The sequence below is a fragment of the Arthrobacter sp. ASL1 genome, assembly GCF_056680475.1.
On the sequence record NZ_CM155284.1, the window covers coordinates 153,701 to 180,547 of the forward strand.

25 protein-coding genes are annotated in these 26,847 nt (G+C 66.4%); 11 read left to right on the forward strand and 14 right to left on the reverse strand.

Annotated features, from left to right (window positions below):
* Positions 1-7 precede the first annotated feature (7 nt).
* The 3 genes from AC1MEQ_RS00685 to secG are packed head-to-tail and all read left to right on the forward strand — an operon-like array spanning position 8 to position 2,343.
* On the forward strand, positions 8-1,237 hold the full coding sequence (locus AC1MEQ_RS00685; RefSeq protein ID WP_479793046.1) for a phosphoglycerate kinase: 1,230 nt from the start codon (positions 8-10) through the stop codon (positions 1,235-1,237).
* 6 nt (positions 1,238-1,243) lie between these two features.
* Positions 1,244-2,059, forward strand: coding sequence for a triose-phosphate isomerase (gene tpiA, locus AC1MEQ_RS00690; protein WP_479793047.1), 816 nt, complete (start codon positions 1,244-1,246; stop codon positions 2,057-2,059).
* 32 nt (positions 2,060-2,091) lie between these two features.
* Positions 2,092-2,343 (forward strand): preprotein translocase subunit SecG, encoded by a 252-nt coding sequence (secG, locus tag AC1MEQ_RS00695; RefSeq protein WP_479793048.1) that lies wholly within the window; start codon positions 2,092-2,094, stop codon positions 2,341-2,343.
* Between the two features lie 127 nt (positions 2,344-2,470).
* On the opposite strand, the gene AC1MEQ_RS00700 is transcribed toward secG, so the two are convergent.
* From AC1MEQ_RS00700 to tkt, 5 genes are all read right to left on the reverse strand, one after another.
* Positions 2,471-3,412, reverse strand: a complete 942-nt coding sequence (locus AC1MEQ_RS00700) for a glucose-6-phosphate dehydrogenase assembly protein OpcA (RefSeq protein WP_479793050.1) — start codon at positions 3,410-3,412, stop codon at positions 2,471-2,473.
* The gene (zwf, locus tag AC1MEQ_RS00705; RefSeq protein WP_479793051.1) at positions 3,409-5,028 is read right to left on the reverse strand and encodes a glucose-6-phosphate dehydrogenase; all 1,620 of its coding nucleotides are present in this window, start codon (positions 5,026-5,028) and stop codon (positions 3,409-3,411) included. Before zwf ends, AC1MEQ_RS00700 begins: the two co-directional genes overlap by 4 nt.
* A gap of 74 nt (positions 5,029-5,102) precedes the next feature.
* Entirely contained in the window at positions 5,103-6,731 is a 1,629-nt protein-coding gene (locus AC1MEQ_RS00710; protein ID WP_479793053.1) for a glucose-6-phosphate isomerase, read from the reverse strand.
* Positions 6,728-7,852 carry a transaldolase gene (tal, locus tag AC1MEQ_RS00715; RefSeq protein WP_479793054.1) on the reverse strand — a complete coding sequence of 375 codons (1,125 nt, stop codon included), beginning with the start codon at positions 7,850-7,852 and terminating at the stop codon, positions 6,728-6,730. Before tal ends, AC1MEQ_RS00710 begins: the two co-directional genes overlap by 4 nt.
* A 99-nt stretch (positions 7,853-7,951) precedes the next feature.
* Positions 7,952-10,063, reverse strand: coding sequence for a transketolase (gene tkt, locus AC1MEQ_RS00720; RefSeq protein ID WP_479793056.1), 2,112 nt, complete (start codon positions 10,061-10,063; stop codon positions 7,952-7,954).
* Positions 10,064-10,334: 271 nt separating this feature from the next.
* On the opposite strand from tkt, the gene AC1MEQ_RS00725 reads away from it, so the two are divergent.
* The 3 genes from AC1MEQ_RS00725 to AC1MEQ_RS00735 all read left to right on the forward strand — a co-directional run bounded on the left by AC1MEQ_RS00725 (position 10,335) and on the right by AC1MEQ_RS00735 (position 13,107).
* Positions 10,335-11,318, forward strand: coding sequence for a heme o synthase (locus tag AC1MEQ_RS00725; RefSeq protein WP_479793058.1), 984 nt, complete (start codon positions 10,335-10,337; stop codon positions 11,316-11,318).
* Between the two features lie 361 nt (positions 11,319-11,679).
* Positions 11,680-12,423, forward strand: a complete 744-nt coding sequence (locus tag AC1MEQ_RS00730) for an NADPH-dependent F420 reductase (protein ID WP_479793060.1) — start codon at positions 11,680-11,682, stop codon at positions 12,421-12,423.
* Positions 12,424-12,750: 327 nt separating this feature from the next.
* Positions 12,751-13,107: a hypothetical protein gene (locus AC1MEQ_RS00735; RefSeq protein WP_479793062.1), complete on the forward strand. Its 357-nt coding sequence runs from the start codon at positions 12,751-12,753 to the stop codon at positions 13,105-13,107.
* 59 nt (positions 13,108-13,166) lie between these two features.
* On the opposite strand, the gene AC1MEQ_RS00740 is transcribed toward AC1MEQ_RS00735, so the two are convergent.
* The 5 genes from AC1MEQ_RS00740 to AC1MEQ_RS00760 form a co-directional block, all read right to left on the reverse strand.
* Positions 13,167-13,511 (reverse strand): aldo/keto reductase, encoded by a 345-nt coding sequence (locus AC1MEQ_RS00740; RefSeq protein ID WP_479793064.1) that lies wholly within the window; start codon positions 13,509-13,511, stop codon positions 13,167-13,169.
* Entirely contained in the window at positions 13,457-14,122 is a 666-nt protein-coding gene (locus tag AC1MEQ_RS00745; protein WP_479793066.1) for an SDR family NAD(P)-dependent oxidoreductase, read from the reverse strand. Before AC1MEQ_RS00745 ends, AC1MEQ_RS00740 begins: the two co-directional genes overlap by 55 nt.
* Positions 14,123-14,419: 297 nt before the next feature.
* Positions 14,420-15,349 carry a COX15/CtaA family protein gene (locus AC1MEQ_RS00750; RefSeq protein ID WP_479793068.1) on the reverse strand — a complete coding sequence of 310 codons (930 nt, stop codon included), beginning with the start codon at positions 15,347-15,349 and terminating at the stop codon, positions 14,420-14,422.
* A gap of 46 nt (positions 15,350-15,395) precedes the next feature.
* The gene (locus tag AC1MEQ_RS00755) at positions 15,396-16,226 is read right to left on the reverse strand and encodes an ABC transporter permease (protein WP_479793070.1); all 831 of its coding nucleotides are present in this window, start codon (positions 16,224-16,226) and stop codon (positions 15,396-15,398) included.
* Complete coding sequence (locus AC1MEQ_RS00760; RefSeq protein ID WP_479793072.1) at positions 16,186-17,139, reverse strand: ABC transporter ATP-binding protein; 954 nt, start codon at positions 17,137-17,139, stop codon at positions 16,186-16,188. The genes AC1MEQ_RS00755 and AC1MEQ_RS00760 overlap by 41 nt, the downstream gene beginning before the upstream one ends.
* Positions 17,140-17,319: 180 nt before the next feature.
* On the opposite strand from AC1MEQ_RS00760, the gene AC1MEQ_RS00765 reads away from it, so the two are divergent.
* The 5 genes from AC1MEQ_RS00765 to AC1MEQ_RS00785 all read left to right on the forward strand — a co-directional run bounded on the left by AC1MEQ_RS00765 (position 17,320) and on the right by AC1MEQ_RS00785 (position 21,958).
* Positions 17,320-18,054, forward strand: coding sequence for a helix-turn-helix transcriptional regulator (locus tag AC1MEQ_RS00765; protein WP_479793074.1), 735 nt, complete (start codon positions 17,320-17,322; stop codon positions 18,052-18,054).
* Complete coding sequence (gene sufB / locus AC1MEQ_RS00770) at positions 18,051-19,511, forward strand: Fe-S cluster assembly protein SufB (protein WP_479793076.1); 1,461 nt, start codon at positions 18,051-18,053, stop codon at positions 19,509-19,511. The genes AC1MEQ_RS00765 and sufB overlap by 4 nt, the downstream gene beginning before the upstream one ends.
* Positions 19,512-19,513: 2 nt before the next feature.
* Positions 19,514-20,791: a Fe-S cluster assembly protein SufD gene (gene sufD, locus AC1MEQ_RS00775; RefSeq protein ID WP_479793078.1), complete on the forward strand. Its 1,278-nt coding sequence runs from the start codon at positions 19,514-19,516 to the stop codon at positions 20,789-20,791.
* Between the two features lie 64 nt (positions 20,792-20,855).
* Positions 20,856-21,614 carry a Fe-S cluster assembly ATPase SufC gene (gene sufC, locus AC1MEQ_RS00780; protein WP_479793080.1) on the forward strand — a complete coding sequence of 253 codons (759 nt, stop codon included), beginning with the start codon at positions 20,856-20,858 and terminating at the stop codon, positions 21,612-21,614.
* A 2-nt stretch (positions 21,615-21,616) separates the two neighbouring features.
* Positions 21,617-21,958 carry a metal-sulfur cluster assembly factor gene (locus AC1MEQ_RS00785; protein ID WP_479793082.1) on the forward strand — a complete coding sequence of 114 codons (342 nt, stop codon included), beginning with the start codon at positions 21,617-21,619 and terminating at the stop codon, positions 21,956-21,958.
* 150 nt (positions 21,959-22,108) lie between these two features.
* On the opposite strand, the gene AC1MEQ_RS00790 is transcribed toward AC1MEQ_RS00785, so the two are convergent.
* From AC1MEQ_RS00790 to AC1MEQ_RS00805, 4 genes are all read right to left on the reverse strand, one after another.
* Positions 22,109-23,413, reverse strand: coding sequence for an HNH endonuclease signature motif containing protein (locus tag AC1MEQ_RS00790; protein WP_479793084.1), 1,305 nt, complete (start codon positions 23,411-23,413; stop codon positions 22,109-22,111).
* A gap of 139 nt (positions 23,414-23,552) precedes the next feature.
* Complete coding sequence (locus AC1MEQ_RS00795) at positions 23,553-24,587, reverse strand: tyrosine-type recombinase/integrase (protein WP_479790706.1); 1,035 nt, start codon at positions 24,585-24,587, stop codon at positions 23,553-23,555.
* Complete coding sequence (locus AC1MEQ_RS00800) at positions 24,584-25,519, reverse strand: tyrosine-type recombinase/integrase (protein WP_479790705.1); 936 nt, start codon at positions 25,517-25,519, stop codon at positions 24,584-24,586. The genes AC1MEQ_RS00795 and AC1MEQ_RS00800 overlap by 4 nt, the downstream gene beginning before the upstream one ends.
* Positions 25,516-26,601, reverse strand: coding sequence for a site-specific integrase (locus AC1MEQ_RS00805; protein WP_479790704.1), 1,086 nt, complete (start codon positions 26,599-26,601; stop codon positions 25,516-25,518). The genes AC1MEQ_RS00800 and AC1MEQ_RS00805 overlap by 4 nt, the downstream gene beginning before the upstream one ends.
* Positions 26,602-26,847 lie beyond the last annotated feature (246 nt).

Genomic DNA, 26,847 nt, shown 5'->3' on the forward strand with positions numbered 1-26,847 from the left:
TGAAGCCATGACTTCCCACACTCTCGACGATCTGCTCGCCGATGGTGTCCGCGGGCGGCACGTTCTGGTCAGAAGTGACCTGAACGTGCCGCTCGACGGTTCCACCGTCACCGACGACGGCCGCGTCCGTGCGTCCCTTCCCGTCCTGTCCAAACTGTCCGACGCCGGTGCCCGGGTCATCGTCATGGCGCACCTGGGCCGCCCGAAGGGCGTCCCGGAACCGAAGTACTCCATCCGGCCCGCCGCCAACCGGCTGTCCGAACTGGCCGACTTCGACGTCACGATAGCCGATGACGTGGTCGGCGACAGCGCACGAAAGCTCGCTTCCGCGCTGGCAGACGGCGGGGTCCTGGTTCTGGAGAACGTGCGCTTCGATGCCCGGGAGACCAGCAATGACGACGGCGAACGCGCAGCTTTCGCCGCCGAACTCGCGGCCCTGACCGGGGACAACGGCGCCTACGTCGACGACGCCTTCGGTGCGGTGCACCGCAGGCACGCCTCGGTGGTCGACATCGCGGCCGTGCTCCCGGCCTACCAGGGCGATCTGGTCCGCACCGAGGTCGAGGTCCTGCACCAGCTCACCGAGGCGCCCAAGCGGCCCTACGTCGTCGTCCTGGGTGGTTCCAAGGTCTCGGACAAGCTGGCCGTCATCGACAGCCTGCTCGGCCGTGCCGACCACCTGCTGATCGGCGGCGGCATGGCCTTCACCTTCCTCAAGGCGATGGGCCACGAGGTTGGCAAGTCGCTGCTGGAGGCCGACCAGCTCGACACGGTCCGCGGATACCTTTCACGGGCCAAGGAGGTGGGCTGCGACATCATCGTGCCCACCGACGTCGTGGTCGCCTCCAAGTTCGGGGCAGACGCCGAACACGAGGTGCTCCCGGCCGACGGGATCGAATCCGGGCGCTTCGGGAGCACCGGCCTCGGACTGGACATCGGCCCGGCCTCGGGCGAGGCATTCGCCAGCTACATCCGCTCGGCCAACACCGTCTTCTGGAACGGCCCGATGGGCGTCTTCGAGATCGAGGCCTTCGCCGGCGGAACCCGCGCCGTGGCCCAGGCCCTGGCCGACTCCGAGGCGTTCAGCGTCGTCGGAGGCGGCGATTCCGCCGCCGCGGTGCGCACGCTGGGCTTCGACGAGGACGATTTCGGCCACATCTCCACCGGAGGCGGCGCCAGCCTCGAATACCTCGAGGGCAAGGAATTGCCCGGCCTCACCGCGCTCGAAGGGAAGTAGCCCCACATGACCACCTCCACCAACGGGCAATTCGTCCGCAAGCCGCTCATTGCCGGCAACTGGAAGATGAACATGGACCACGTCCAGGGCATCACGCTGCTGCAAAAGCTGGCATGGACGCTTGAGGACGCCAAGCACGACTTCGACCGGGTCGAGGTCGCCGTCTTCCCGCCCTTCACCGACCTGCGTGGTGTCCAGACCCTCGTTGCCGGCGACGACCTTCCGGTGGTCTACGGCGGGCAGGACCTCTCACCCGAGGCCTCCGGCGCCTACACCGGCGACATCTCCGGTGCCTTCCTGGCCAAGCTGGGGGCACGGTACGCCCTGGTCGGACACAGCGAACGCCGCAGCATCCACGCCGAACCAGACGAACTGCTCTCCCGCAAGGTGGCAGCGGCCTACCGCCATGGGCTGGTGCCGGTGCTCTGCGTCGGGGAGGGCCTCGAGGTGCGCCAGGCCGGAAACCATGTCGAGCACACCCTGGAGCAGCTGCGCGGGTCACTCGCCGGGCTGGGGACGGAACAGGCAGCACGCCTGGTCGTCGCCTACGAGCCGGTGTGGGCCATCGGCACCGGGGAAGTCGCGGGACCGGAGGACGCCCAGGAAATGGCGACGGCACTGCGCGCCGAACTCGGAAAACTGTACGACGCCGACACGGCGGCCGGGATCCGGCTGCTCTACGGTGGGTCCGTGAAGGCCGCCAATGCCGCTGCGATCCTCCGTGGTGCCGACGTCGACGGGCTCCTCGTCGGGGGTGCCAGCCTGGACGCCGCGGAATTTGCTAACATTGTCAGGTTCGAGCATCATCTGGTGACGGACTAGCGGTCCCGGCCGTAGTCGACCGAAAGGTAGTAGTGGATACACTCAAGATTGTCCTGCAGGTGGTGTTGGGACTCGTCAGCCTCCTGCTGACCCTGCTCATTTTGCTGCACAAGGGGCGCGGCGGCGGCATGTCGGACATGTTCGGCGGTGGCATGACCACCAGCCTGGGTTCCTCCGGCGTCGCCGAACGGAACCTCAACCGCATCACGGTCGTCCTCGGTCTGACCTGGGGAGCCGTCATCATCGCCCTCGGCGTCATCATGCGCTTCAGCGCCGAGTCCTAGGACGCCAACGCACGAAGGGCTGCCCACAGCACCATCTGGTGCGGTCTGCACGGCCCACACGCGAGGCGGTCACCCCGAAGGGTGGCCGCCTCGTCGTCGTCCGCGCCCGGGTGTTCCGCGAACCCGCTCAGCGTTCGCTGGCGGTCACGCTGCGCAGGTTCGTCTGGGCGAGGCCTTCGCGCAGCACCTCACCGAGGATCTCATCCGGATCCAGCCGGCGCAGCTCCTCGGCCAGACAGGAAGAGGTGTTCCGGCGGGGGAGCGAGACGCGCTGCACTGGCTGGCCCGGCTGGTACAGCTCCGCGACATCGTCGTGGGGGCGCGTGAGCACCACGTCGCCGTCGGAGCGGGAGAAGCGCACGCTGCGCACGCCGGTGCCGCGGACGGACGCGGCGATGGTCACCGGGATGTCCAGCCGCAGGGTCAACCACGCGGCCAGCAGGACGACGCTGGGGTTCGATGCCGCCCCCTTGACGGTCGCCGCCGTCAATTGTGACGGGTCGAGCTGGTCCAGCACCGCGGCCAGCTGGGCCCGCCAGAGGGTGAGCCTGGTCCAGGCCAGGTCGGTGTCGCCGGCGGCATAGCTCTCCGCCAACGCAAAGAGCGCCTTTTGCGGTTCATGGGCGGTGCTGCTGTCGGTGATGCGCCGATGCGCGATCTTCCCGATGGCCGTCTCCGAGGCGCAGGTCGGCATGCCGTGCGGCCACCACGCGACGATCGGTGCGTCGGGGAGCAGGAGGGCGTTCACCAGCGACTCGTTCGCCGTGGCCAGTTCGCCATCGGCGTGCAGCACGATGACCTCCGAGGCGCCGGCGTCGCCGCCGACACGGATCTGGGCACTGAGCTCGGTCGGCGACGAGGGGTTGCCCTCGACGACGACGACGATGCGGCACGGGTGCTCGCGGCTGGCGAGGTTCGCGGCCGCGATGGCCTCCTCCTCGAACCCGGCCTGGGTGACCACCACCAGGGTCAGGACCCGGCTGAGGGCCACCACCCCTCCGGTCTCACGCAGGTTCATGACCTTCTTCGCCACCTTGGAGGTGGTCGTCTTCGGCAGGTCCACGATCATGGCCGACGCCACATCCTTCCGTCTCGGGCCAGCAGCTCGTCCGCGGAGGCCGGCCCCCAGCTTCCGGGTGCATAGGGTTCGGGCTGTTCATCCAGACCGGCCCAGTAATCCTCGAACGGGTCGAGGATCTGCCAGGACAGTTCGACTTCCTGGTGGCGCGGGAACAAGGGCGGCTCACCCAACAGCACGTCGAGGATCAGCCGCTCGTAGGCCTCGGGGCTGGATTCGGTGAAGGAGTGCCCGTAGCCGAAGTCCATGGTGACGTCGCGGACCTCCATCTGCGTCCCCGGCACCTTGGACCCGAAGCGGATGGTCGCCCCCTCGTCGGGCTGCACGCGGATCACGACGGCGTTCTGGCCGAATTCCTCGGAGGAGTTGTCGCGGAAGAGCAGGTTGGGCGCCCGCTTGAAGACGACGGCGATCTCCGTGACCCGACGGCCCAGGCGTTTTCCGGCGCGCAGGTAAAACGGAACCCCGGACCAGCGTCGGGTGTTGATGTCGACCCGGATCGCCGCATAGGTCTCGGTCCGCGACTCGGGGTTGAATCCCTCCTCGTCGAGGAAACCGGTGACTTCCTCACCGCCTTGCCACCCTCCCGTGTATTGCCCGCGGGCGGAATGGCGGGACAGGTCGGCCGGCAGCTTGACGGCAGCCAGCACCTTTTCCTTCTCGGCGCGCAGATGGTCGGCATCGAAGGAGATGGGCTCTTCCATGGCCGTCAGGGCGAGCAATTGCAGCAGGTGGTTCTGGATGACATCGCGGGCGGCGCCGACGCCGTCGTAGTACCCAGCCCGGCCGCCGATGCCGATGTCCTCGGCCATCGTGATCTGGACATGGTCGACGTAGTTGGCGTTCCACAGTGGCTCGAAGAGCTGGTTGGCAAAGCGCAGCGCCAACAGGTTCTGGACCGTTTCCTTGCCGAGGTAGTGGTCGATCCGGAAGACCGCGTCGGGCGGGAACACCGACTCGACGATCGTGTTGAGTTCGCGGGCCGACGCCAGGTCATGGCCGAACGGCTTCTCGATGACCACCCGGCGCCAGGGCTGGGAGCTGCCCGCACCATCGTCGTGCACCGGCGCGGCCTCCGGCCGTGCCTCTTCCTTGCTGCCGTCGTCGGCGGCGGTGCGGATCTGGTCCGGCTGGGCCAGGCCGTGGCGGGAGAGCTGCTCGCAGACCTGCTCGAAGGAATTGGGGGGGATGGACAGGTAGAAGACGTGGTTTCCACGCGTGCCCCGGGAGCCCTGGAGCTCGTCGAGGGTCAGTCCCAGCCGCTCGTAGGCATCCTCGTCGGCGAAGCCGCCGGTGACGAACCGGAATCCGCCCGAGAGCTGGGCCCACACGGTTTCGTTGAACGGCGTGCGGGCGTTGGCCGTGACCCATTCGCGGGCCTGGGCGACGAAGTCGTCGGCGGACCAGTCGCGGCGGCCGAAGCCGACGACGGCGAATCCCGGCGGCAGCAGGCCCCGGTTCGCGAGGTCGTAGACGGCGGGGAGGAGCTTCTTGCGGGCCAGGTCGCCGGTGACACCGAAGAACACCAGGGCCGACGGCCCGGCAATGCGGTTCAGCCGACGGTCCCGACGGTCGCGCAGGGGATTGTGCGCGGCGGTATCTGCCATGGGGTACTTTCTCTGTCGAAGCAGGGGGAGAGCGAACGGCGGGCGGCCGGAAGTGGCCGCCCGCCGTGTGGCCGTTACCGGTGGAGTCCGGGCAACGAACCGATCGCGGCGCGCAGCTGGCGGATGCCCTCATCACGTGAGGTGAGGTGCAGGCGCAGCACGGGACGCCCCAGATCCGCGAGGACCTGTGCGTCGCCGGTGGCCTGGGCGGAGATCAGCTGGCCGAAGGTGAACGGCCGGTCGGGGATGCTGATGTCCATGTCGGAATCCGCCGTGATCTGCAGGTAGACACCGATCCGCGGCCCACCCTTGTGGAACTGCCCGGTGGAGTGCAGGAACCGCGGCCCCCACCCGAAGGTGGTGGGACGGTCCGAGGCGGAGGCCAGGTCCTCGCGCAGGGTCGCCAGCTCGGCGTGGCCGATCCGGTCCAGGTAGGCCTGGATGCTGACATAGCCGTCGGCCGGGAGCGCGCCCAGCAGGTTGGCCAAGGCATCGGTGACGCCGGCTGCTCCTTCGAGCAGGCCCTCGGTGGCGCGCAGCTCGATGTCGCCGTCCACCAGCTGGGCCGGTTCCGGCTCCGGGGTGGCATCCAGCAAACCGCGGGCCGCGATCTTGGCCGCTTCGACGTCGGGCTGGTCGAACGGATCGATCCCGAGCAGTTTGCCGGCCACGACCGTTGCATATTCCCACAGCAGCAGTTGGCTGCCGAGCGAACCGGACACGTACACGTGGTGTCCGGTGGTGGCGACGACCGGATCCTCGTCATCGGCCACCAGGTGCACCAGCAACACGTCGTCGGCCTGGTGCACGGTTTCCTCCGCGCCGGGTTCCACGACCACGGGCAGCAGCCCGGTGCCGTGCTTGCCCGTGGATTCGGCGATGAGCTGCTCGGCCCAGTCGGCAAAGCCGACGATTCCGGATCCCTCGTCGACGAACACGATCTTGTTGCGCAATGGCTTGGTGCCGCCCAGGGCGGCACCCAGGGCGAGGCCGAGGTTGTCCTCGTCATCGTCGGAGAGGAATTCTGCGGCTTCCTCGGCATCGTCGAGCAGCGCGGCGATGTCGACCCCGGCTAGCCCGGAGGGCACCAGGCCGAACGCCGTGAGCGCCGAATAGCGTCCGCCCACGTTGGGGTCCGCATTGAAGACGGCACGGTAGCCGGCCTTGCGCGACGCCTCGTCCATCGGTGATCCCGGGTCGGTGACGACGACGATGCGGGAGGCCGCATCGATCCCTGCGTCCTCGAATGCCTGCGAGAACACGCGGCGTTGCGAGTCGGTCTCGACCGTGGAACCCGACTTCGAGGACACGACCAGGACGGTGGTGGCCAGGCGGTCGGTCAGCGCGTTCCCGACCATTTCCGGGTCGGTGCTGTCCAGGACGACAAGTTCCACATCGGCTGTGGCGGTGATGACCTCGGGAGCCAATGACGAGCCGCCCATCCCGGCCAGCACAATCCGGTTGATGCCCTCGGCACGCAGCTCGTCGCGCAGCTCGAGGATCGGCGATACGAGGGGTCGCGATGTCTCGGCCAGATCGACCCAGCCCAGACGTTTCGCGGCCTCCGATTCGGCCTCCGGACCCCACAGGGTGGCGTCCTTGGCGGCGATGCGCGATGCCGTGTTCTCGGCGACGAGGCCGGGGATGTGGGTCCGGATCGCCTCCCGGGCGGCACCGGTTGCCGTGAACCCCAGGGCACTCATGCCGTGGCCTTGCCGGCGGACTCGAGGGCGTCGCGGACGTCGACGAGCAGTTCCTTCCAGGCGGCATCGAACTTGTCGACGCCTTCGGTCTCCAACAGGGCAACGACGTCGTTGTAGTCGATGCCCTGGGCGGCTAGATCGTCGAGGACCTGATTGGATTCGTCGTAGGTGCCGGTGACGGTGTCCCCGGTGATTTCGGCGTGGTCCGCCGTGGCGTCCAGCGTCTTTTCGGGCATGGTGTTCACGACCTGCGGGGCGACCAGACCGGTGACGTAGAGCGTGTCCGGCAGGGACGGGTCCTTCACCCCGGTGGAGGCCCACAGTGGACGCTGGGGACGGGCACCGGCGGCGGCCAGGACACCCCAGCGCTCGGAGGAGAAGTCCTCCTCGAAGACCTGGTAGGCAAGGCGGGCGTTGGCCAGACCGGCCTTGCCCTTCAGTGCCGTGGCCTCGTCGGTGCCGATCGCGTCGAGCCGCTTGTCGATCTCGGTGTCGACGCGGGAGACGAAGAAGGATGCGACGGAGTGGATCTTGGTGAGGTCGTGTCCGTTCTCCTTGGCCTGTTCCAGACCGGTCAGGAAGGCGTTGATGACCGCCCGGTAGCGCTCCAGGGAGAAGATCAGCGTGACGTTGACGCTGATGCCCTCCGCCAGGGTCGCGGTGATGGCCTCCAGGCCCTCGACGGTGGCCGGGATCTTGATGAACACGTTGTCGCGGTCGACCTTGGCGAAGAGCTTCTTGGCCTCGTCGACCGTTGCGGCGGCGTCGTGGGCGGAACGCGGGTCGACCTCGATCGAGACGCGCCCGTCGATGCCCTTGCTCGCGGTGGCAACGGGGGCGAACAGGTCGCAGGCGGTGGTGACGTCGTGGGTGGTGATCTGGAAAACCGCTTCCTCGACGTCGGCACCCGATGCTGCGAGTTCGGCGACCTGGGCTGCGTAGTCGGCGTCACCCTTGGACAGGGCTGCGGCAAAGATGGACGGGTTCGTGGTCACGCCGACCACGTTGCGGCCGCCGATGAGGTCCTTCAGGGAGCCCGAGGTCAGACGCGAGCGGGAGAGGTCGTCGAGCCAGATGGACACTCCTGCGTCGGAGAGGGCCTGGGTGTTGGGGTTGCTCATGGGGTGGATCCTTCCGGAGGTGGGACAAGGTTCGTGTCGCTCCGCGGCCGGGCCGCAGGAGGGTTCCGGCCGGCCCGATACGGGCCGGCCGGCTGGGGGCTAGTTCGTGGCGGCGATGGAGTCACGGGCCGCCTGGGCGACGGCCTCGGCGGTGATGCCGAACTCGGCGTAGAGGCGCTGGTAGTCAGCGGAAGCGCCGAAGTGGTCCAGCGAGACGATCCGCCCGCGATCACCCACCAGTTCGCGCCAGCCCAGCGCGATGCCGGCCTCGACGCTGACCCGTGCGGTGACGGCGGAGGGCAACACGGACTCGCGGTAGGCCTGGTCCTGGCGGTTGAACCACTCGATCGAGGGCAGCGAGACGACCCGTGCCGCGACGCCTTCGGCGGCTAGCGCCTCACGGGCGTCCACGGCCAGCTGGACCTCGGAGCCGGTGCCCAGCAGCACGACGTCGGGATCGACGACCTGGCCATCCCGCATGGCATCGACGAGGACGTAGCCGCCCCGGGCGACGCCGGAGGCAGCACCGAAGCCGGGCCGGGAGCGGTCGTACACCGGAAGGTTCTGGCGCGAAAGGACCAGGCCGGCGGGGTTCGACGTGTTCTCCAGGATCGTCTTCCACGCCCACGCCACCTCGTTGGCGTCCGCGGGGCGGACGACGTCGAGGTTCGGGATGGCACGCAACGAGGCGAGCTGCTCCACCGGCTGGTGGGTCGGGCCGTCTTCGCCCAGGCCGATCGAGTCATGCGTCCACACGTAGATGGACGGCACTCCCATCAGGGCCGACAAGCGAATGGCCGGGCGCTGGTAGTCCGAGAAGATCAGGAACGTCCCCGAGAACGGGCGCGTCGGCGACGCCAGGGCGATGCCGTTGACGATCGAGGCGGCGGCGTGCTCACGGATGCCGAAGTGGAGGACACGGCCAAGCGGATTGCCCTTCCACGAATTCGTCTGCTTCGTGGCGGGGATGAACGACGGCGCACCCTCGATCGTGGTGTTGTTCGAGCCGGCCAGGTCGGCGGAACCGCCCCACAGCTCGGGCAGCACCTCGGCGATGGCGTTGATGACCTTTCCGGAGGCGGCACGGGTGGCCAGGTCCTTGCCGGCCTCGAACTCGGGAAGCTTCGATTCCCAGCCCTCGGGGAGCTTGCCGTCGCTGAGCCGCTGGAGGAGGGCGGCGTTGTCCGGGTTGGCTGCCTTCCACGCGTCGTAGCCCTGCTGCCATTCGGCGTGGAGTGCCGCACCGCGGTCGCCCACCTCGCGGACATGGGCCAGCACCTGGTCGTCGAGGGCGAAGTGCGCCTGCGGGTCGAAGCCCAGTTCCTTCTTCAGGGCCTCGAGCTCGTCGGTGCCGAGCTTGGAGCCGTGGATTCCGCCGGTGTTCTTCTTGGTCGGCGACGGCCAGCCGATGATGGTGCGCAGGGAAATGATCGACGGGCGGCTGGTCTCCGCCTTGGCCTCGTTGATCGCCGCGTGCAGGGCCTCGATGTCCTCGACGTATTCTCCCGTGCGGGTCCAGTCCACCCGCTGGGTGTGCCAGCCATAGGCCGCGTACCGTCCCAGGACATCCTCGGTGAAGGCCACGTCGGTGTCGTCTTCAATGGAGATGTGGTTCTCGTCGTAGATCACGACCAGGTTGCCCAGTTCCTGGTGCCCGGCCAGTGACGAGGCCTCGGAGGTGACGCCCTCCTGCAGGTCGCCGTCGGAGGCGATGACGAACACGGAATGGTCGAAGGGACTGGTGCCCGGGGCCGCGTCCGGATCGAGCATGCCCCGCATGCGCCGTTCGGCGTAGGCGAAGCCGACAGCGGAGGCCAGGCCCTGGCCCAGCGGGCCGGTGGTGATCTCCACGCCGTCGGTGTGCCCGACCTCCGGGTGACCCGGGGTCAACGATCCCCAGGTGCGTAGGGATTCGATGTCCTTCATCTCCAGGCCGTAACCGGAGAAGAACAACTGCAGGTACAGCGTCAGCGAGGTGTGCCCGGGGGAGAGGACGAAGCGATCTCGTCCGATCCACTGCGGATCGCTGGGGTCGTGGCGCAGGTGCTGCTGGAACAGGAGATACGCCGCAGGTGCCAGGCTCATGGCCGTGCCGGGGTGGCCGCTGCCCACCTTTTCCACGGCGTCGGCTGCGAGGACACGGATGGTGTCCACCGCCTTCTGGTCCAATTCCGTCCACGACAATTCCCGAACGTCTGACTGTGGCGCCACGTGGCGGCCCCTCTCTCTGGTCCTGTTAGGCGGTCGGTGCCGGACGAGTGAAGGTGATGGAAGCGCAGATGCTGCACGCCCATGTATGAATACTGAGCTTCAGCGCTCCGGCACATCAGCTTCAACCATAACGCTTTGGGGGTATCGGGGGCCCGTTTGGTCGGATAATTTCGCCCCCGTTCGCGCAGGGGGGAACCAGCCCCAATTTCTACACCTTGTAAAAGGGTATGATGGGGGTTGTCTGTGTATACCCCGCGAAGAACTGAGTGGCATGTCCGTGAAGACCGTACCGACCGACGCCGAGCTCGCACCTCGTGCGTCACGTCAACCCGACGAAAGCCTGGGCGGCTACGTCGGTCGCAAGGCCAGGGCCTATGTCGCCCTGACCAAGCCGCGCGTCATCGAACTGCTTCTGGTCACCACGCTGCCGACCATGATCTTCGCCCACCGGGGTTTCCCGGATCTGCTCACCATTCTGGCAACTTTGGTCGGCGGCGCCTTTGCCGCCGGCAGCGCCGGGGCCTTCAACTGCTACTTCGACCGCGACATGGACAAGCTCATGAACCGGACCTCGAAGCGGCCACTGGTCACCGGTGAGGTCACACCGCGTGAGGCGTTCGTCTTCTCCTGGCTGTTGGGGATCGCGTCGATCGCGATCCTCTGGGCCGGCACGAACCTGTTCACCGCGGTCCTCGGCCTCGTGGCGATCCTGCTCTACGTCGTCTTCTACACGCTCATCCTCAAACGCCGCACCTCGCAGAACATCGTCTGGGGTGGCGTTGCCGGGTGCATGCCCGTGCTCATCGGCTGGGCCGCCGTCACGGGGACCCTCGCCTGGCCAGCCATCATCCTCTTCCTCATCATCTTCCTGTGGACTCCACCGCACTACTGGCCGTTGTCCATGAAGTACGCGGACGACTACAACAACGCCCACGTCCCGATGCTCGGCGCGATCGCCGGTGCACGTACGGTATCCGTGCAGGTGGTCCTCTACGCGTGGGCCACCGTGGTGTGTTCCCTGCTGCTGGTCCCCATGGGCAACGCAGGCATCGTCTACACGGTCCTGGCCGCCGTTTCCGGTGGCTGGTTCATCTTCGAATCGCACGTCCTGTACCGCGAGGCGCAGCGCGAGCACCTGCCGCAGGACATGAACCGCAAGGCGATGAAGGTCTTCCACATCTCCATCACCTACCTCACGATCGTGTTCGTGGCCCTGGCCATTGATCCTTTCGTGGGCCAACCGATCTTCGGCTGAGCGCACGTTCTCGGAGGGGGCCGGACCGCACTGGCGGACCGGCCCTCTTTTTCTTGCCCCGGGCGAGTCCATAAAGCCCCTCCGGCGGATGCGGCCCACCGTCGGGGTTGCTCCGCAGGTACGGCGCGGGCAGACGTGGCAGGTGCTGCTGCGCCAAGTCCTACGGCGGCGCCCGGGTCGTCGAGTCGGCGGGGCCAGCGAGGCCCTGTTCTTCGATGCGACGCAACTTCCTCCACGGAACCCAGGTTCGTGCGGACTATTGGCTAATACGCTTGACCGACCTTCTCGTTGAATAATCTGGTCCTCTCGCGAATGAGATAGTCCCAGAGTGGGAGGACCTCACCGGAATGAAAGGAATCACATGAAAATTGGCATTCTCGGAGCTGGATCTATCGGCGCGACTCTCGCCCGCAAGCTCAGCGGTGCAGGACATGAGGTGAAGATCGCCAACTCCCGCGGCCCGGAGACCATCGATTCAGAGATCGTGGCAGCGGGCGCCCGTGCAGTAGAGGCCGCCGACGTCACCACCGGCGTCGAAACTCTCATCATCTCCCTGCCGCTAAGTCGCATCCCCGACATCAAACCCCTCATCGCGGACCTTCCAAGCGATGCGGCCATCCTCGATACCTCGAACTACTACCCGATGCGCGATGGGCAGGTGCAGGCACTCGACGAGGGGCACGTCGAAAGCGTGTGGGTCACGGAGCAGCTCGGACGTCCCGTCACGAAGGCCTGGAACGCCATTGGAGCGGGGTCTTTCGAGGCCAAGGGCAAGGCAGCAGGAGACCCGGATCGCATCGCAATTCCCGTCGCCGCGGACCGCGAGGCCGACAAGGCTCTGGCAATGCGCCTGGTGGAGGACACCGGCTTCGATGCCGTCGACTCCGGTTCCCTGGCCGATTCGTGGCGCCAGCAGCCCGGAGCCCCCGTGTACTGCACCGATCGCACACGCCAGGAAGTTCCCAATGCCCTGGCAGCTGCCAGGAAGGATCTGATCCCGCAGCGAAGGGACCGCGCGATCTCCGCGATCACGGAGAAGATCGAGAAGGGCGAGACCCTCATCTCCGATGACCTGGTCGAGCTCAACCGAGGCCTCTACAGCTAAAGACACTCACCGCCATTTTCCTCGGTTAGATGGCGGCCGACCCAACGGGAGCGCCCCCTGCGTGCGCTGTGGGCGCTCCCGTTTAATTCCAGAATGGCCGACAGCGCGACAGCGGCAGCGAATGCAGGTGCAGCCGTCTTGCAACCCTTTGCCGGGAGGTCACGCGCAGATCCGCGGCGCAACTGCTTGTGGACTTTCGCTCCGCGGCGGCCTCACTTCCAGCGGGCGGCGGTAATGCCAGCGGTGTCCATGCGATCCGCAAGCCGATCGGCTCGGGGATTAGTTCCGAGAAAGCCCGCACTGGCAGCAGCCGCAACCAACCGAAGGATGCTCCAGGGGCCACCTCCATTGGGCCCCGGCGCACCGCCCCGCGAGCGCCTCGCGGCATTTGTTGATGCGTACATCCACCACATTTTAGATAACATCGACCTGATCATGCTCGCGGAATCCACAACACCCGGTGGTCGACTCGGCCGCGAAGTCTATCCGTTCTGGCGTCATCACGTGGAGATCCTGCTCGCCACAATCGGGGTCCCGAATGCCAGATTCCGTGCCGAGTCGATCATGGCCGTACTTGCCGCCGATCAGCTTCATCACTGGAAGGAAGCGCCAGGATGGACAGACGAATCGCTGATCAAGGCCATTCAAGAATCGGTCGACCTACTTGCATCTCCAGATATATAGCCCAACCGCAAAAAAGCAGGTCAGGTTACTGGGCCGCACCAGACGACCTCGCGGATGCGCTAGGGCCGGGAGTCGTCGCTGAAGTCCGGTGCCTTGAAACCGAATTCCATTGCGATGATGGCGTCTTCGCGGAAACTTTTGACGGTGCGACCGACGATTTCCTCGTTCTCGCCCCAGCCGTACATTTCGGCTGTATCGAAGTCGGTGGCGCCCAGATCGCCGGCCCTCTGAATCGCCGCGGTGCCGCCTTCTGCGTTACCGGGTCCGCAGGAGAGTGAGATCCCCGTCGAGCCATAGCCGATCTCGGACGTGGCCAGGCCCCGTCGGACAATGCTGTCCCGGCGTGCCGTCAGTCGGCGCTGATCTGGAGCCGGAAACGGTCCCGTTTGGTGTGCATATCCCATAGGTGTCCGGCCAGTACCTCGGGGTCCTTTTCCGGGTCGCCAGCGATGATGCGGCCACCAATGACCAGTTGGGAGACCTGGATGCCTTCCTCTCCGAGGACTTCATGGAGGAGTTGGGCATAGGCGGCCTGGCCGGCAAACGCCACGGAGGTGCCGGTGACGTTGCGGCCCGGGGAGACGGCCGAACCGCCGTTGACGAACAGGACTGTCCCCCGGTTCTTGCCCAGGAACCGCATGCCGGGCAGGACCTGATGGACCGCAGCGACGGGACCGTAGATCGAGAACTCGATGGGCCCCACGAGATCGGCCGGTGTCGTCTCCAGCACCGGGCGCATGAAGTCCTTTTGCGGCAGCGGGCTGTACTGAAGCACCTCGATCGGCCCGAGCGCCTCCGTTGCGTGTTCCAGAACCTTGGCCAGGGACGACGGGTCCCGGACATCCGCCGCGAATCCCTTGGCCTCGATGCCTTCGGCTTCCAGTTCCCCTGCAAGGGCGTCCACGCGTCCCTGATGGCGGGAAATGAGGGCAACGCTGAAACCTTCCGCGCCAAAGCGCCTCGCTACGGCTGCCCCGAGGCCTGATCCTGCTCCGATGATTGCGATAGTAGTCATAGTGGATACAAGTGCCCGCGTCCGTGGTGTATTCCTGAACCGAACCCCGGCCGGCTTTTGTCCGGGAACAGTTCGATACGATGCCGCCCGGCTCACTGCTCCAGGATGTGTGCAGATTGTCGTCTATCGAGATCTTTTGCACGGAGTGTCCGGAGCCTGCGGCTCTCACGGCCCCCTGCCGAGATTCGCGAGGGTCCCAGAGTGGTGGCACAAGCCGCGATTCCCGCGACCGGAGCGCCCCGTCCCCGCGGTGGACACGGAGGGGAAGGGGCCAGATACCGGGCGGTGAGCGGCGGCCTACAGCGGGACGATGCCTGTGGAGCGGTCCCACACGTTTGTTGCCGCGGCCGTCAGCACGGCGGTGCCGACCATGTGCAGCAGGACCACGCCGATGGGCAGGCCCAGGAAGAACTGGGTGTAGCCGATGGCCGCCTGTGCGAGCACGGCAAAGACCAGGAGGAGGTAGCCGCGCTTGAGCGCTGATGCTGCCCGGGTCCGGAACACCAGGTACAGGCCCAGCAGGGTGGCGATGACCAGCAGGTAGACAGGGACGACGTGGATGCGCGTCACCAGGTACAGGTTGAAGTCATGGCGGGGCGAAGACGGATCCCCGGCGTGGGGGCCGGTCCCGGTGACGACCGTCCCCAGGATCAGGGCCAGCGCCGAGGTGATCGCGACGGTCCAGCCGAGCGCGCGCATCGTCCCGGTGATCGGACCCGAAGCGACCTGTGCCTCGCCGCGGGATTCACGACCGGTGCGGTTCACCAGCAGCGTCGCGACGGCGACCAGGGCGATCGAGGCCAGGAAGTGGAGGCTGACGACCCACGGGTTGAGGTGGGTCAGGACGGTGATGCCGCCGATGACCGCCTGGATCGGGATGAAGCAGAGCAACGCCACCGAGAGCCAAAAGATGGTGCGGTGGGTGCGTCGGATGCGCCAGACGGCGATGATCATGGCCAGGGCTACGGCCGCGAGCACGAACGTGAGCAGCCGGTTGCCGAATTCGATCAGCCCGTGGACGCCCATTTCCGGTGTCGGGGTCATCGTTCCGGGCATGCAGTTCGGCCACTGCGAGCAGCCGAGCCCGGAAGCGGTCAGGCGGACGGCGCCCCCGGAAACGATGAGGATGGCCTGGGTCACCAGCGATGCGATCGCCAGCCGGTGGGTCCCCGGTCCGACGGACAGGGGGAGCCGGTCGTACCAGCGCGTGGCCACGGGCGTTGTCATGATGTCATTCTCCATTTCGAACACGGTGAGGTCGTGTGAACGCGCGTCAGTTCCACTTGAACCAGCGGGTGGCGGCCAGGCCGGCGGCGATGGTCCAGACCAGCAGGATCAGGCAGGCGCCGATGTTCATTGTCCCACCGATGAGGGCGTCGCGCAGAGCGTCGCCGAGTGCGGAGGACGGCAGGACGGCCACGATGTCGGACAGCACCCCGGGCAGTCGGCTGCCCGGGATGAGGATCCCGCCGCCGGCGGCCAGGAGGATCCATGCGAGGTTCGTGATGGCCAGGGTGGCCTCGGGCCGCACGGTGCCGGCGATCAGCAGCCCGAGCGACGTGAAGGCCGCGGCGCCGAGAACCAGGAGCACGACCGCGATGGGTGCGCCGGAGAGGTCTGGGCGCCACCCGAGGATGAGAGCGGTTCCGCCGACGAGCACTATCTGGATCACGAGCACCGCGAGCACGGCCAGCGCCTTGCCAAAGATCAGTCCTGCCCGCCCCAGTGGTGTAGTGGCCAGGAACCGCAGCACGCCGTAGCGGCGGTCGAAGCCGGTGGAGATCCCCTGGCCGGTGAAGGCGGTCGACATGACGCACAGGGCCAGCACCCCGGGGGTTGCCGCGTCGATGCGTTCTGCGGCGATTCCGTCGAGGATGTCGGTGAACGTCAAGCCGAACAGAGCCAGCAGGGGCAGGACGACCGCGAGAACGAGCTGTTCGCCGTTACCGAGCATCGCCGCGGTCTCGTAGCGGCCATGACGCAGGATGCGGCGGGCCAACGGCGCCGCGTTGGTGCTCGCTTCCCGATCGGCGGGGGCAACGGGCAGGCCGTTGTGGCGCGGCTCAACCACGGGTGCCTCCTTCGGCAATGTCCAGGAAGACATCTTCGAGGTTCTTCGGTTCCATGCTGATTGACGTGGGGAGGATGCCCTGTTCGACCCACCAGGAGGTGATTTCTGCCAGGGCGGCCGGCGAGCGGATCCCCTCGACCCGGTATTGGCCGGCGGCCTCCTCGACCAGCGAGCCGGCGTCGTGCAGCTCGGGGGAGGGCAGGCCGGGCGTGGCGGTGAAGAAGAGCGTGCGGCTGTCGGTGGCCGTGGTGGCCTCTGCCGTCAGTTCGGCAACTGTCCCCTGGGCGACGTTGCGGCCGTTGTCGATGATGTACACGTAGTCCGACAGACGCTGGGCGTCCTCCATCAGGTGCGTGGTCAGCACGATGCAGAGTCCGCGTTCACGCAGCTCGGCGATCAGGTCGAAGACGGTTTGGCGGGATTGCGGGTCCAGCCCGGCACTTGGTTCGTCGAGGAAGACCACTTCCGGATTGCCGACGAGCGCCGCGGCCAGGCCCACCCGTTGGCGCTGGCCGCCGGAGAGCCGCCGGATCGTGGTGTGTGCGAAGGAGTCGATTCCCAGGCGTTGGGCCAGGGCATCGATATTGACGGGATGGGCGTACATGCCCGCGACATGTCGCAACAACGCCATGGGCTTCACGGAAGGGGGCAGGCCGCCGTCCTGGAGCATGACGCCGACCCGCGAGCGCAGGGAGCTGCCACCGGAGAACGGGTCGTGGCCGAGCAGGCGCACGGTGCCGCCGTCGGGCTTGAGGAGCCCCTGGGCGCATCCGAGGGTGGTGGACTTTCCAGCGCCATTGGAGCCGAGCAAGGTGGTGACCGATCCGGCGTGGGCCGTCAGTGAGATACCGTTGAGGACCCGGACCATGCGTCCGTCCAGTGCGGCAACGGGACCGAAGTCCTTGCGCAGCGAGTCGACGACGAGATGGGGTTCTGTTGTTGGCACGCAAGCATTCTACGTCACGTAGAGAAGGCCGGGGGCTGGCCAGGTGCCCCGCGGATTTCCGCCGGGAGGGAACTAAGCCACGCCTTACTGGCGGAGTCCGGCACATTAGGTCATGATTGTGTTGTGTATTCATCGCAATTGACTCCTCCTGACACGGACGCTCAGCCGACCGTGCCGCGGATGGTGCCCGAGGCCGAGGAACGCACCCGGGACCGCGTGCTGCAGGCCGTCCTCCATCAGGGCCCTGTCAGCGCCGCCGAACTCGGGGAGAATCTCGGGTTCACCCCGGCGGCCGTGCGGCGCCACCTCGACGCGTTGAGCCGGGACGGCTTGGTCGAGGTCAAGCTCGTGGCCAACCAGCCAGCCGGTGCCGGACGTCCCGCACGACGTTACGTTCTGAGCCACCGCGGCCAGACAAAGCTCGGCAACGACTACCTCGACATCGCCACCTCGGCGCTGACCGATCTGGCCGATGCCGCAGGCGACGAAGCCGTCCGGGCCTTTGCCGCCCGGCGCTTCGAGAAGATGGAACGCCGTTACCGGCCAGCCGTTGAAGCCGCGGGGGAAGAGTTGGCGGATCGGGCCGAGGCCCTCTCGCAAGCACTCAGCGGCGACGGGTTCGTGGCATCGACCCGCAATGTGGGCTTCAACCAGCCGGCAGCGACGATGCAGAGCATGCAACTGTGCCAAGGGCATTGCCCCATCCAGGATCTGGCCCGGGAGTTCCCGGCGTTCTGCGATGAAGAAACCAAAGTCTTTGCCCGTCTGCTGGGGGTCGACGTCCGTCGACTATCGACCCTGGCATCCGGCGGGCATGTTTGTACGACCCATATCCCCATGGGGCGTAACCAGACTCCTCAGCACGCTGAGAAGAGAACACGAGTCAAGCTGACAAAGCAGGAAAGGCCGCGATGACGGATCAGATGGCACAGGAGACCGCCGACCCCGGCGTGATCTCCGAGATTCTGGAAAAGAATCCGGAGCTCCACGGGATTGGCAACTACGAGTACGGCTGGTCGGATAAAAACGACGTCAGCGCCAACGCGCGCCGTGGCCTGAGCGAAGAGGTCGTTCGCGACATCTCCGGCAAGAAGAGCGAGCCGGAATGGATGCTCGACCTTCGCTTGAAGGGGCTGAAGTACTTCGACCGCAAGCCCATGCCGACCTGGGGTGCAGACCTCTCCGGCATCGACTTCGACAACATCAAGTACTTCGTGCGCTCCACGGAGAAGCAGGCCAAGAGCTGGGAAGATCTTCCCGAGGACATCCGGAACACCTACGACAAGCTCGGCATCCCGGAAGCGGAGAAGCAGCGTCTGGTGTCCGGTGTCGCCGCGCAGTACGAGTCCGAGGTCGTGTACCACCAGCTCCGTGAGGACCTGGAGAAGCAGGGTGTCATCTTCCTGGACACCGACACGGGTCTGAAGGAACACGAGGACGTCTTCAAGGAGTACTTCGGCTCCGTCATCCCCGTGGGAGACAACAAGTTCGGCTCGCTGAACACCGCGGTGTGGTCCGGCGGCTCCTTCGTGTACGTCCCGAAGGGCGTTCACGTGGACATCCCCCTCCAGGCCTACTTCCGCATCAACACGGAAAACATGGGCCAGTTCGAGCGCACGCTGATTATCGCCGATGAGGACTCGTACGTGCACTACATCGAGGGCTGCACCGCCCCGATCTACGATTCGGATTCGCTGCACTCCGCAGTCGTGGAGATCATCGTGAAGAAGGGCGCCCGCGTCCGCTACACGACCATCCAGAACTGGTCGAACAACGTGTACAACCTGGTCACCAAGCGCGCCATCTGCGAAGAGGGCGCCACCATGGAGTGGATCGATGGCAACATCGGCTCCAAGGTCACCATGAAGTACCCCGCCGTCTACCTGGTCGGCGAGCACGCCAAGGGCGAGACGCTTTCCATCGCCTTCGCCGGCGAGGGACAGCACCAGGACACTGGTTCGAAGATGGTTCACATCGCGCCGAACACGTCCTCGTCGATTGTGGCGAAGTCGGTGGCCCGCAATGGGGGCCGTTCGGCCTATCGCGGCCTGGTCCAGGTACGCGAAGGTGCCAAGGGTTCGCGCAACTCCGTGGTGTGCGACGCGCTGTTGGTCGACCAGATCTCGCGCTCGGACACCTACCCCTATATCGACGTCCGCGAGGACGACGTGACCATGGGCCACGAGGCAACCGTCTCGCGGGTTTCCGAGGAGCAGCTGTTCTACCTCATGTCCCGCGGCCTGGCCGAGGACGAGGCCATGGCCATGATCGTGCGCGGCTTCATTGAGCCGATTGCCCGGGAGCTGCCGATGGAATACGCCCTCGAACTGAACCGCCTCATTGAACTGCAGATGGAAGGATCCGTCGGTTAATCATGACTGATACCGCAACAGCATTCTCCGGCGAGAAGGCACGCATCGGCGCGCCCGCCATCGCCGGCTTTACCGAAGAGGGCGAAAACCTCTCCCCGCTCAATGAGGACAGCTCACCGCTCGGCGGGGACGCCAGCAAGGCCCACAGCCATGGTGCCGGTGCCGGCGTGCCCGACTCCTCGCGAGCCGGCCGCCTCACCAGCTACCGGCTGGAGGACTTCAAGGCCCTGACCGGCCGCGAAGAGGACTGGCGCTTCACCCCCCTGAAGCGCCTGGGCGGGCTGCACAAGAACGTTCCCACCGGAACCGCACCGACCGTGACGACAGACGTCAGCGATGGCGCCACGGTGGAGACCGTCGGCATGGACGACGCCCGCGTCGGCTCCGCCGGCATCCCCGAGGACCGCGTCGCCGCCAACGGTTGGAACGCGGCTACTGAGGCCACGGTGTTGACCATCGGCGCAAACGCCGAAAACGTCAAGGCCACCCTCACCCTCACCGGTGCAGGCCTGGAAGCGGCGGCCCAGCATGTGGTCGTCGTCGCGGAGCCAAACTCCCGTGGGCTGGTCGTCATCGACCACGTGGGCAGCGCCGTCGTGGCGGAGAACATCGAGATTGACGTCCAGGAAGGCGCCAACCTCACCGTCGTCAGCGTCCAGGCCTGGGAGGACGACTCCATCCACGCCAGTTCGCAGCAGGCCAAGGTCGCCAAGGACGCCCAGTTCAAGCACATCGTCGTCACCTTCGGTGGGGATATGGTGCGTCTGACGCCGTCGGCACGGTTCGCCGGCACCGGCGCCAAGGCAGAAATGTTCGGCCTGTACTTCGCCGACGCCGGCCAGCACCTCGAGCACCGCCTTTTCGTGGACCACGCGCAGCCGCGGTGCACCTCCAACGTGCTCTACAAGGGTGCGCTGCAGGGCAAGGACGCGCACACCGTGTGGGTCGGCGACGTGCTGATCCGCAAGGAGGCCGAGGGGACAGACTCCTACGAAGCCAACCGCAACCTGGTCCTGACCGACGGCGCCCGCGCCGACTCGGTGCCGAACCTCGAAATCGAGACGGGTCTGATCGAGGGTGCCGGCCATGCCAGCACGACCGGTCGTTTCGACGACGAGCACCTCTTCTACCTCATGTCCCGTGGCATCGACGAGAAGACTGCCCGCCGTCTGGTCGTTCGCGGCTTCCTCAATGAGATCATCCAGAAGATCGGCGTCGAGGAACTGCAGACCCGCTTGTACGACACCGTCGAAGCCGAACTCGCGGCCACCGAAAACTAGGCCCACGGCCACCCCACCCAGTGAACCTTGCCGGCCCGGCCGGCACGTCAGAGAACGGACACCAATGTCTACCCTGGAAATCAAGGACCTGCACGTCTCCATCGATACGGAGCAAGGCAGCAAGGAAATCCTCAAGGGCGTCACTCTCACCATCAACACCGGTGAAACCCACGCCATCATGGGCCCCAACGGTTCGGGGAAGTCGACTCTTGCCTCCACCATTGCCGGCCACCCCCGCTACAACGTCACCTCCGGCACGATCACCCTCGACGGTGACGACGTGCTGGCGATGAGCGTCGATGCCCGGGCACGCGCCGGCCTCTTCCTGGCCATGCAGTACCCGGTTGAGGTCCCCGGCGTCACCATGACCAACTTCCTGCGTACGGCGAAGACTGCCATCGACGGGGAGGCACCGAGCCTGCGCCACTGGACCAAGGACGTCAAGGCGGCCATGGCCGAACTGAAGATCGACGCCGACTTCGCCGGGCGCAACGTCAACGAGGGCTTCTCGGGCGGCGAGAAGAAGCGCGTGGAGATCCTCCAGCTCGAGCTCTTCAAGCCCAAGTTTGCCGTCCTCGATGAGACCGATTCCGGTCTCGACGTCGACGCCCTGAAGGTGGTCTCCGAAGGCGTTAACCGCGCCGCCGAGGGCCACGAGATGGGCACCCTGCTGATCACCCACTACACGCGGATCCTGCGCTACATCAAGCCAGACTTCGTGCACGTGTTCGTAGACGGCCGCATCGCCGAGCAGGGCGGACCGGACCTGGCCGATCGTCTCGAGGAAGAGGGCTACGATCGCTTCCTCCCCGTAGGAGCCTAGCCATGAGCGCCACCGAAGCAGCAGCGGGGACCGACCGCACCCCGCTCGAAGACGTAGAGGAAGCCCTCAAAGACGTGATCGATCCCGAACTCGGGGTCAACATCGTTGATTTGGGCCTACTCTATGGGTTGAAGTACGCCGATGACGGCGTTCTGCTCATCGACATGACGCTGACTACCGCCGCCTGCCCGCTCACCGACATCCTCGAGGAGCAGGTCGCCGGAGCGATGGACAACGTGGTCGATGAACACCGCCTGAACTGGGTCTGGATGCCGCCGTGGGGTCCGGAACGGATCACGGACGACGGACGGGACCAGATGCGGGCGCTCGGCTTCAACATCTAGCCACGCGTTCGTCTCGTTGGCGGCGCCCGTTGGTGCGACCGATGCAAACGGCGGCGATGCCCCCACCTTGCGAGGTGGGGGCATCGCCGCCTTTAACATGCAGCAGACGTTGGCGCCCCCGGGATCCGTGCAGCAAGCCGATGAAGGCTGTCAGTATGGCGGTTCCTCGGGCGAATCCGGTGGGGGCTCCGGCGGCGGGCGGAGCGGATTGTCGCGGTCGTCGGGGCGTTGGATGGCTGGTGGTCCGTACTCTCCGGCATTCCGTTTGAGGCGGCGTTTTCGGGTGGCCTTGGCATGGCCGGTCTGCGCATAGCGTCCGTGCCCGGGGTCCGGGCTGGAGGAGTCGGGTACGTCTTGGACTTGGCCCCATTCGCGCACTTGGAGTTGCTGGTAGTGCCCCGCTTCGAACTTTTCCTCGGAGATCTCCTGGTCCAGCAGCGGTGGATCGGGATCAAGGTCCTGTGGCTGTTCCCAAGCCGCGTCGGCCGGGATGTCGTCGACGAAGGTGTGCGCCATGGCACGTTCGCCGGGATGGTCCGCAGCCTGCGGGTCGCCTTCCGCGAGCATCCGTCGGGTCAAGTCCTGGTCGGCCTCCCACTCCTTCAGGATGTCCGTCTCCTCCAGGTCCTCGTCGTCGGTGTCGGGGTCCGGGCGCTTCCGGGTCGGCAGATAATACTCGTCGACGTCGGGGATCAGCGCGTCCGGGTCGGCCGGTGGTGCCGAGGGGCCCTCCACCGGCTGTGCGAAGGAATTGCCGGGATCGGCCACCGCCCATGGGGCAGCAGGGTAGGAGACCTTTTTTGTGCCGAAGAGGCTGGTGACCAGAGTGGTTCCACCGGCGCGTTGTTCGACGTCGATCAGGCCCAGCGACTTCATGCGGTGGCAGCGTTTGCACCTGAGTTGGGTGTTAGCGATGTCCGTGTTGCCGCCGTCCTGCCATTCGGTGGTGTGGTCGACCTCGCAGTACCGGGCCGGCCCCGTGCATCCCGGGGTCGTGCACCCGCCATCACGGAACTGCAACGCCGCGCGCTGGGCAGCGCTTGGACGGTAGCGGTCCTGGCCGAAAGCGACAATGGCCCCGGTAACTGGGTCGGTGACCAATCGCCACCAGGTCTTGGCTGCAATCATCAGTCGTGCGGCGGATTCCTGGTCGATTACCCCGCCGCCAAGCAATGTGGGGACAGGATCCCCGGGCGGGAGTTCGGCCGTGGCCAACACGTCGGACCTGTCGTTCGCGGATGGTTCGGGCGGGGAGCCGGCAAGGATGTCGGTGCGATCCAGGCTCTGGGTCCCGATTGCTTCATCGTCTGCCGCGGCACCGTGGCCGTTCACCGGGGTGGCGTCGATGGCCGTCGGCCCGCCGGGTATCCCCGGGAGCATGGTGGCGGGAATCGCGACGAAAACCTCGGCATTGACCGTTTCCAGCCCTTGGCCGCGCGGGCCGTTCAGCAGCATGTCGGTGTTATTCCGACCTCGGAATAACACAGATTGTTCCGATTCTCAGATTATTCCGAGAAGGGTTGGTGTCGTTGCTGGACGGGCGCGTGACCTGGGGCGGAGTTGCACCGGTGGTGCGGTTGTCGGGATAAAAGGGTTAGCCTCCGGTGAGGCCGCATAGGCGCTGGATGATGTCCTCGTGGTGGTGCCAGATCGGTACGGCTGGTGGACTGGTGCTGATTCCGCCGGTGGCTTTGGCGAGGGCTTGACGTTTCATTTCAGTGTCAGCGTGTGCGTAAATCAGCGTGGTCTCGGGGTCAGCGTGACCGAGCCATTCGGTGAGTAGCGCCAGGGGCATGCCTGCTTGGTAGAGGTGCATGGCCCGGGAGTGCCGCAGCATGTGGGGGTGGATTTTCTCTGGTATTTCGGGGCAGCTTTCACGGGCCTTGGCACCGTGCTGCCGCAAGAACCTGGCGACGTTGTCGTCGGACATGGGGGTCTTGCGGTGTCCGTGGATCGTGTAGAACAGCGGTTGCGCCGGGTCAGGATCGGGGTGGAAGGCTGCGGTGTAGCGGCGGCAGTGGGCGGCGGTCTCGGTGGTGATGGGCAGGCGGCGGGGTTTGGATCCCTTCCCTGTCAGCTCGACGGTGAGCCGTTTGACGTCGATGTCGCCGAGGGTCAGGGCGAGCAACTCGGCGTCGCGGGCGGCCAGGTCATACATGAGGATCATGAAGAACTGGTCTCGCGCACCGATCCTGGTGGCGGGGTCGGGAGTGGCCAGCAGGGCGGCGATGGCGGTGGTCGTCAAGTGGCGAACGGTCGGGGTAGCCGGGGCCTTCAGCGCGGGGATGCCGTTGAGCTCGGTCAGGTGCATGGCCAGTGTCGGTTCGGCGGTGGCGGCGTACCTGAAGAAGGAACGGATACAGGCCAGGCGCTGGTTGTAGGTCGTCGCCGTCCATCCACGTGTGGTCCTCATGTGCTCCAGGAATCCGAGGACGCAGGCACGGTCCAGGATCGTGAAGGTGATCCGGTCCAGCGGAACTTGTCGGCTCTCGGCGAGGTAGGCCAGGAGCATGTTCCAGGTGTGGCGACAAGAGGTGATGGTGTGCGGGCTGGCGCCGCGTTGCCGGGGCAGGAACACGGTGAACCACTCGCGCAGATGCCGGTAGAAGCTGTCGTTAGACGTGGTCATGGCGTCACTTCCGGGATGATTCCTGCCACGCCGGTCAGCCCTGTGGCGGACAGTCTCTCGGGCAGCAAATGGATGTAGTAGGCGGTGCCGGAGTAGCTCTCGTGGCCCATGTAGGCCGACAGGTAGGGCAGCCACACGTTGAGGTCGCGGCCTTCCTCGACCCAGCGCGTCAGGGTGCGTGTGGCGAAGTTGTGGCGCAGCGTGTAGGGCGTCGAGCCAGGTGCCAGGTCCCCGGCGATGGCGCAACACCGGTGGTACGAAGCGGTCAGCCAACGGCCCGGATATGGCTGTCCGGGGTGGTATTCGAAGAAGAACTCCCGGTCGGGGCGGCGCAGGTTCGCCAGTTCCTCATAGCGGGCCAGCAGGGCGGCCATGCCGGCATCGATCGGGACACGGCGGTCCTTGTTGCGCTTTGACTGTTCGATCACCACGACCGCCTGGTCGTAGTCGATGTCACGGCGGCGCAGCCGCCGGGCTTCCTGCGGCCGTAGCCCGCAGCCGAGCACCAGCCGGAACAACACCGGGATCGTGTATTCGCGGAACGGGCTTGCCGGGTTCGCCGGGAATGAGTCAGTCGCCGCGAAGAAGCAGGTCAGCTCCTCGTCGGTGAACATGTGCGGCAGGGTCCTGGCGGGGCGACTGATCCAGTCGGAGGGCAGGAGGAACGCTTCGATGCCGATCATCGTCAGGTACTTGCCGAACTCGCGGATCGCGCGGGTTTTGTACGCCGGCCATTCGGTGCAGGTTCCTTCCGCGCACCAGGCCGTCACCAGCTCCCGCGTCAGAATCGTCTCGCCGGGTCGATGGGTCTGGCAGAACTTGTCGAAGCGCTGCATCGGATAGGCCAAGGTCCTCGCGTAGCCCAGACCGGTCCGCCATTCGAGCATCGCCTCGATGTGGGAGGCGAAGCCGCTGCCGAACAACGCGTTCATCGCAGGGCCTCCATGGTGGGGGCGAACTGGTCAAGCGGCAGGCAGCATTCCCGCAGGGACCCGTCGGCCAAGGCGATGTAGCGCCTCGAGGAGTCGAGGCGGCCGTGGCCGAGGACCTGGGCGGCCAGCTCCAGCTCGGCGCCGGACTCGACCAGGCGGGTGCCCGTCGTGCGACGCAGGGCGTGGAAGGTCTTGCCGTCGTGGGCCCGGTGGGACACGCCGGCCTTGGGGAGCCACCGGTTCATGACCTGCGCCCCGGTCGGCCCGCTCAGCTTCACGAACGGGGCGCGGACGCGGACGAAGACCTCGGGCGCATGGCATGCCGGTCTGCCATGCAGGAGCCAGTCCGCGATCGCATTGCCGGCCTCTGCCGACAGCGGCAGCGTCAGCGGTGCCGAGGTCTTGTGCTGGACCAGGCGGATCTCATCCCGGTGCCAGTCGATCTGCTCCAACCTCAGCGAGAGGATGTCGCCGCAGCGCAATCCGGTCGACAACGCCAACCGGACCATCGCGTAGTCCCTCTTCCCGCGCGCAGAGCCGGTCTCGATCGCGGCGAGGATCCGGGCGGTCTCCTCGGGTGTGAAGCACGGCAGCGCCCGTACTCGCCGCGGCCCGACTCTGGCCAGCATCACCTCGACCCCCAACATCGAGTAGCCCTCCTGGTTGGCGAACCTGAAGAACCGTTTGATGGCCCACACGGTGTTGCCCATGCCCGAGGTGTGACGGGGCCCGGCCTCGACGAGGAAGCCGCGGACCTCATCAAGCGTCACAGATCCAAGGGTGCAGCCGGTGCCTTCCAGATAGCGCAGGAACTGGCGCACCTCGCCGACCATCGAGCTCACCGAACGCGATGCCAGCTCGTCATGCAGCGACTCCGCGAAGGCAACAAGGACTGATTCCCCCGGTGTTCCCAAGCCCGAGGGCGGCCTGCGCCGTCGCCAGAGAACGGCACCGGTCTGCTGGAACTGCAGCATCATCTCGGCTGTCTTCTCCAGCGTCGACCGCGTCATGGGACCGATCTGACCACGCTGCACCCGTTCGTCCATGGCCGGCAGGAACTCCGCCACGATCTTTTCTGTCAACCGATCGATCCCCCGGCTCTCGCAGTACCGAACCACCACGCGGCAGCAGCTTCGGTAGTACCCGACTGTCGAATCGGCCAAGCCAATGCGCTTGGCTTCCGCCAGCACGCCCCCGACAAGCGTTGATAGACCCTTCTCCATGACCCAGACCTCCATCGGATGGTCGCGGCCACTCGGGAACGGGCCGCGGTCACACCACGATGCACAGGCCACTCTTCCCGAGTCCATGGGGAATTCCCCGGCCCA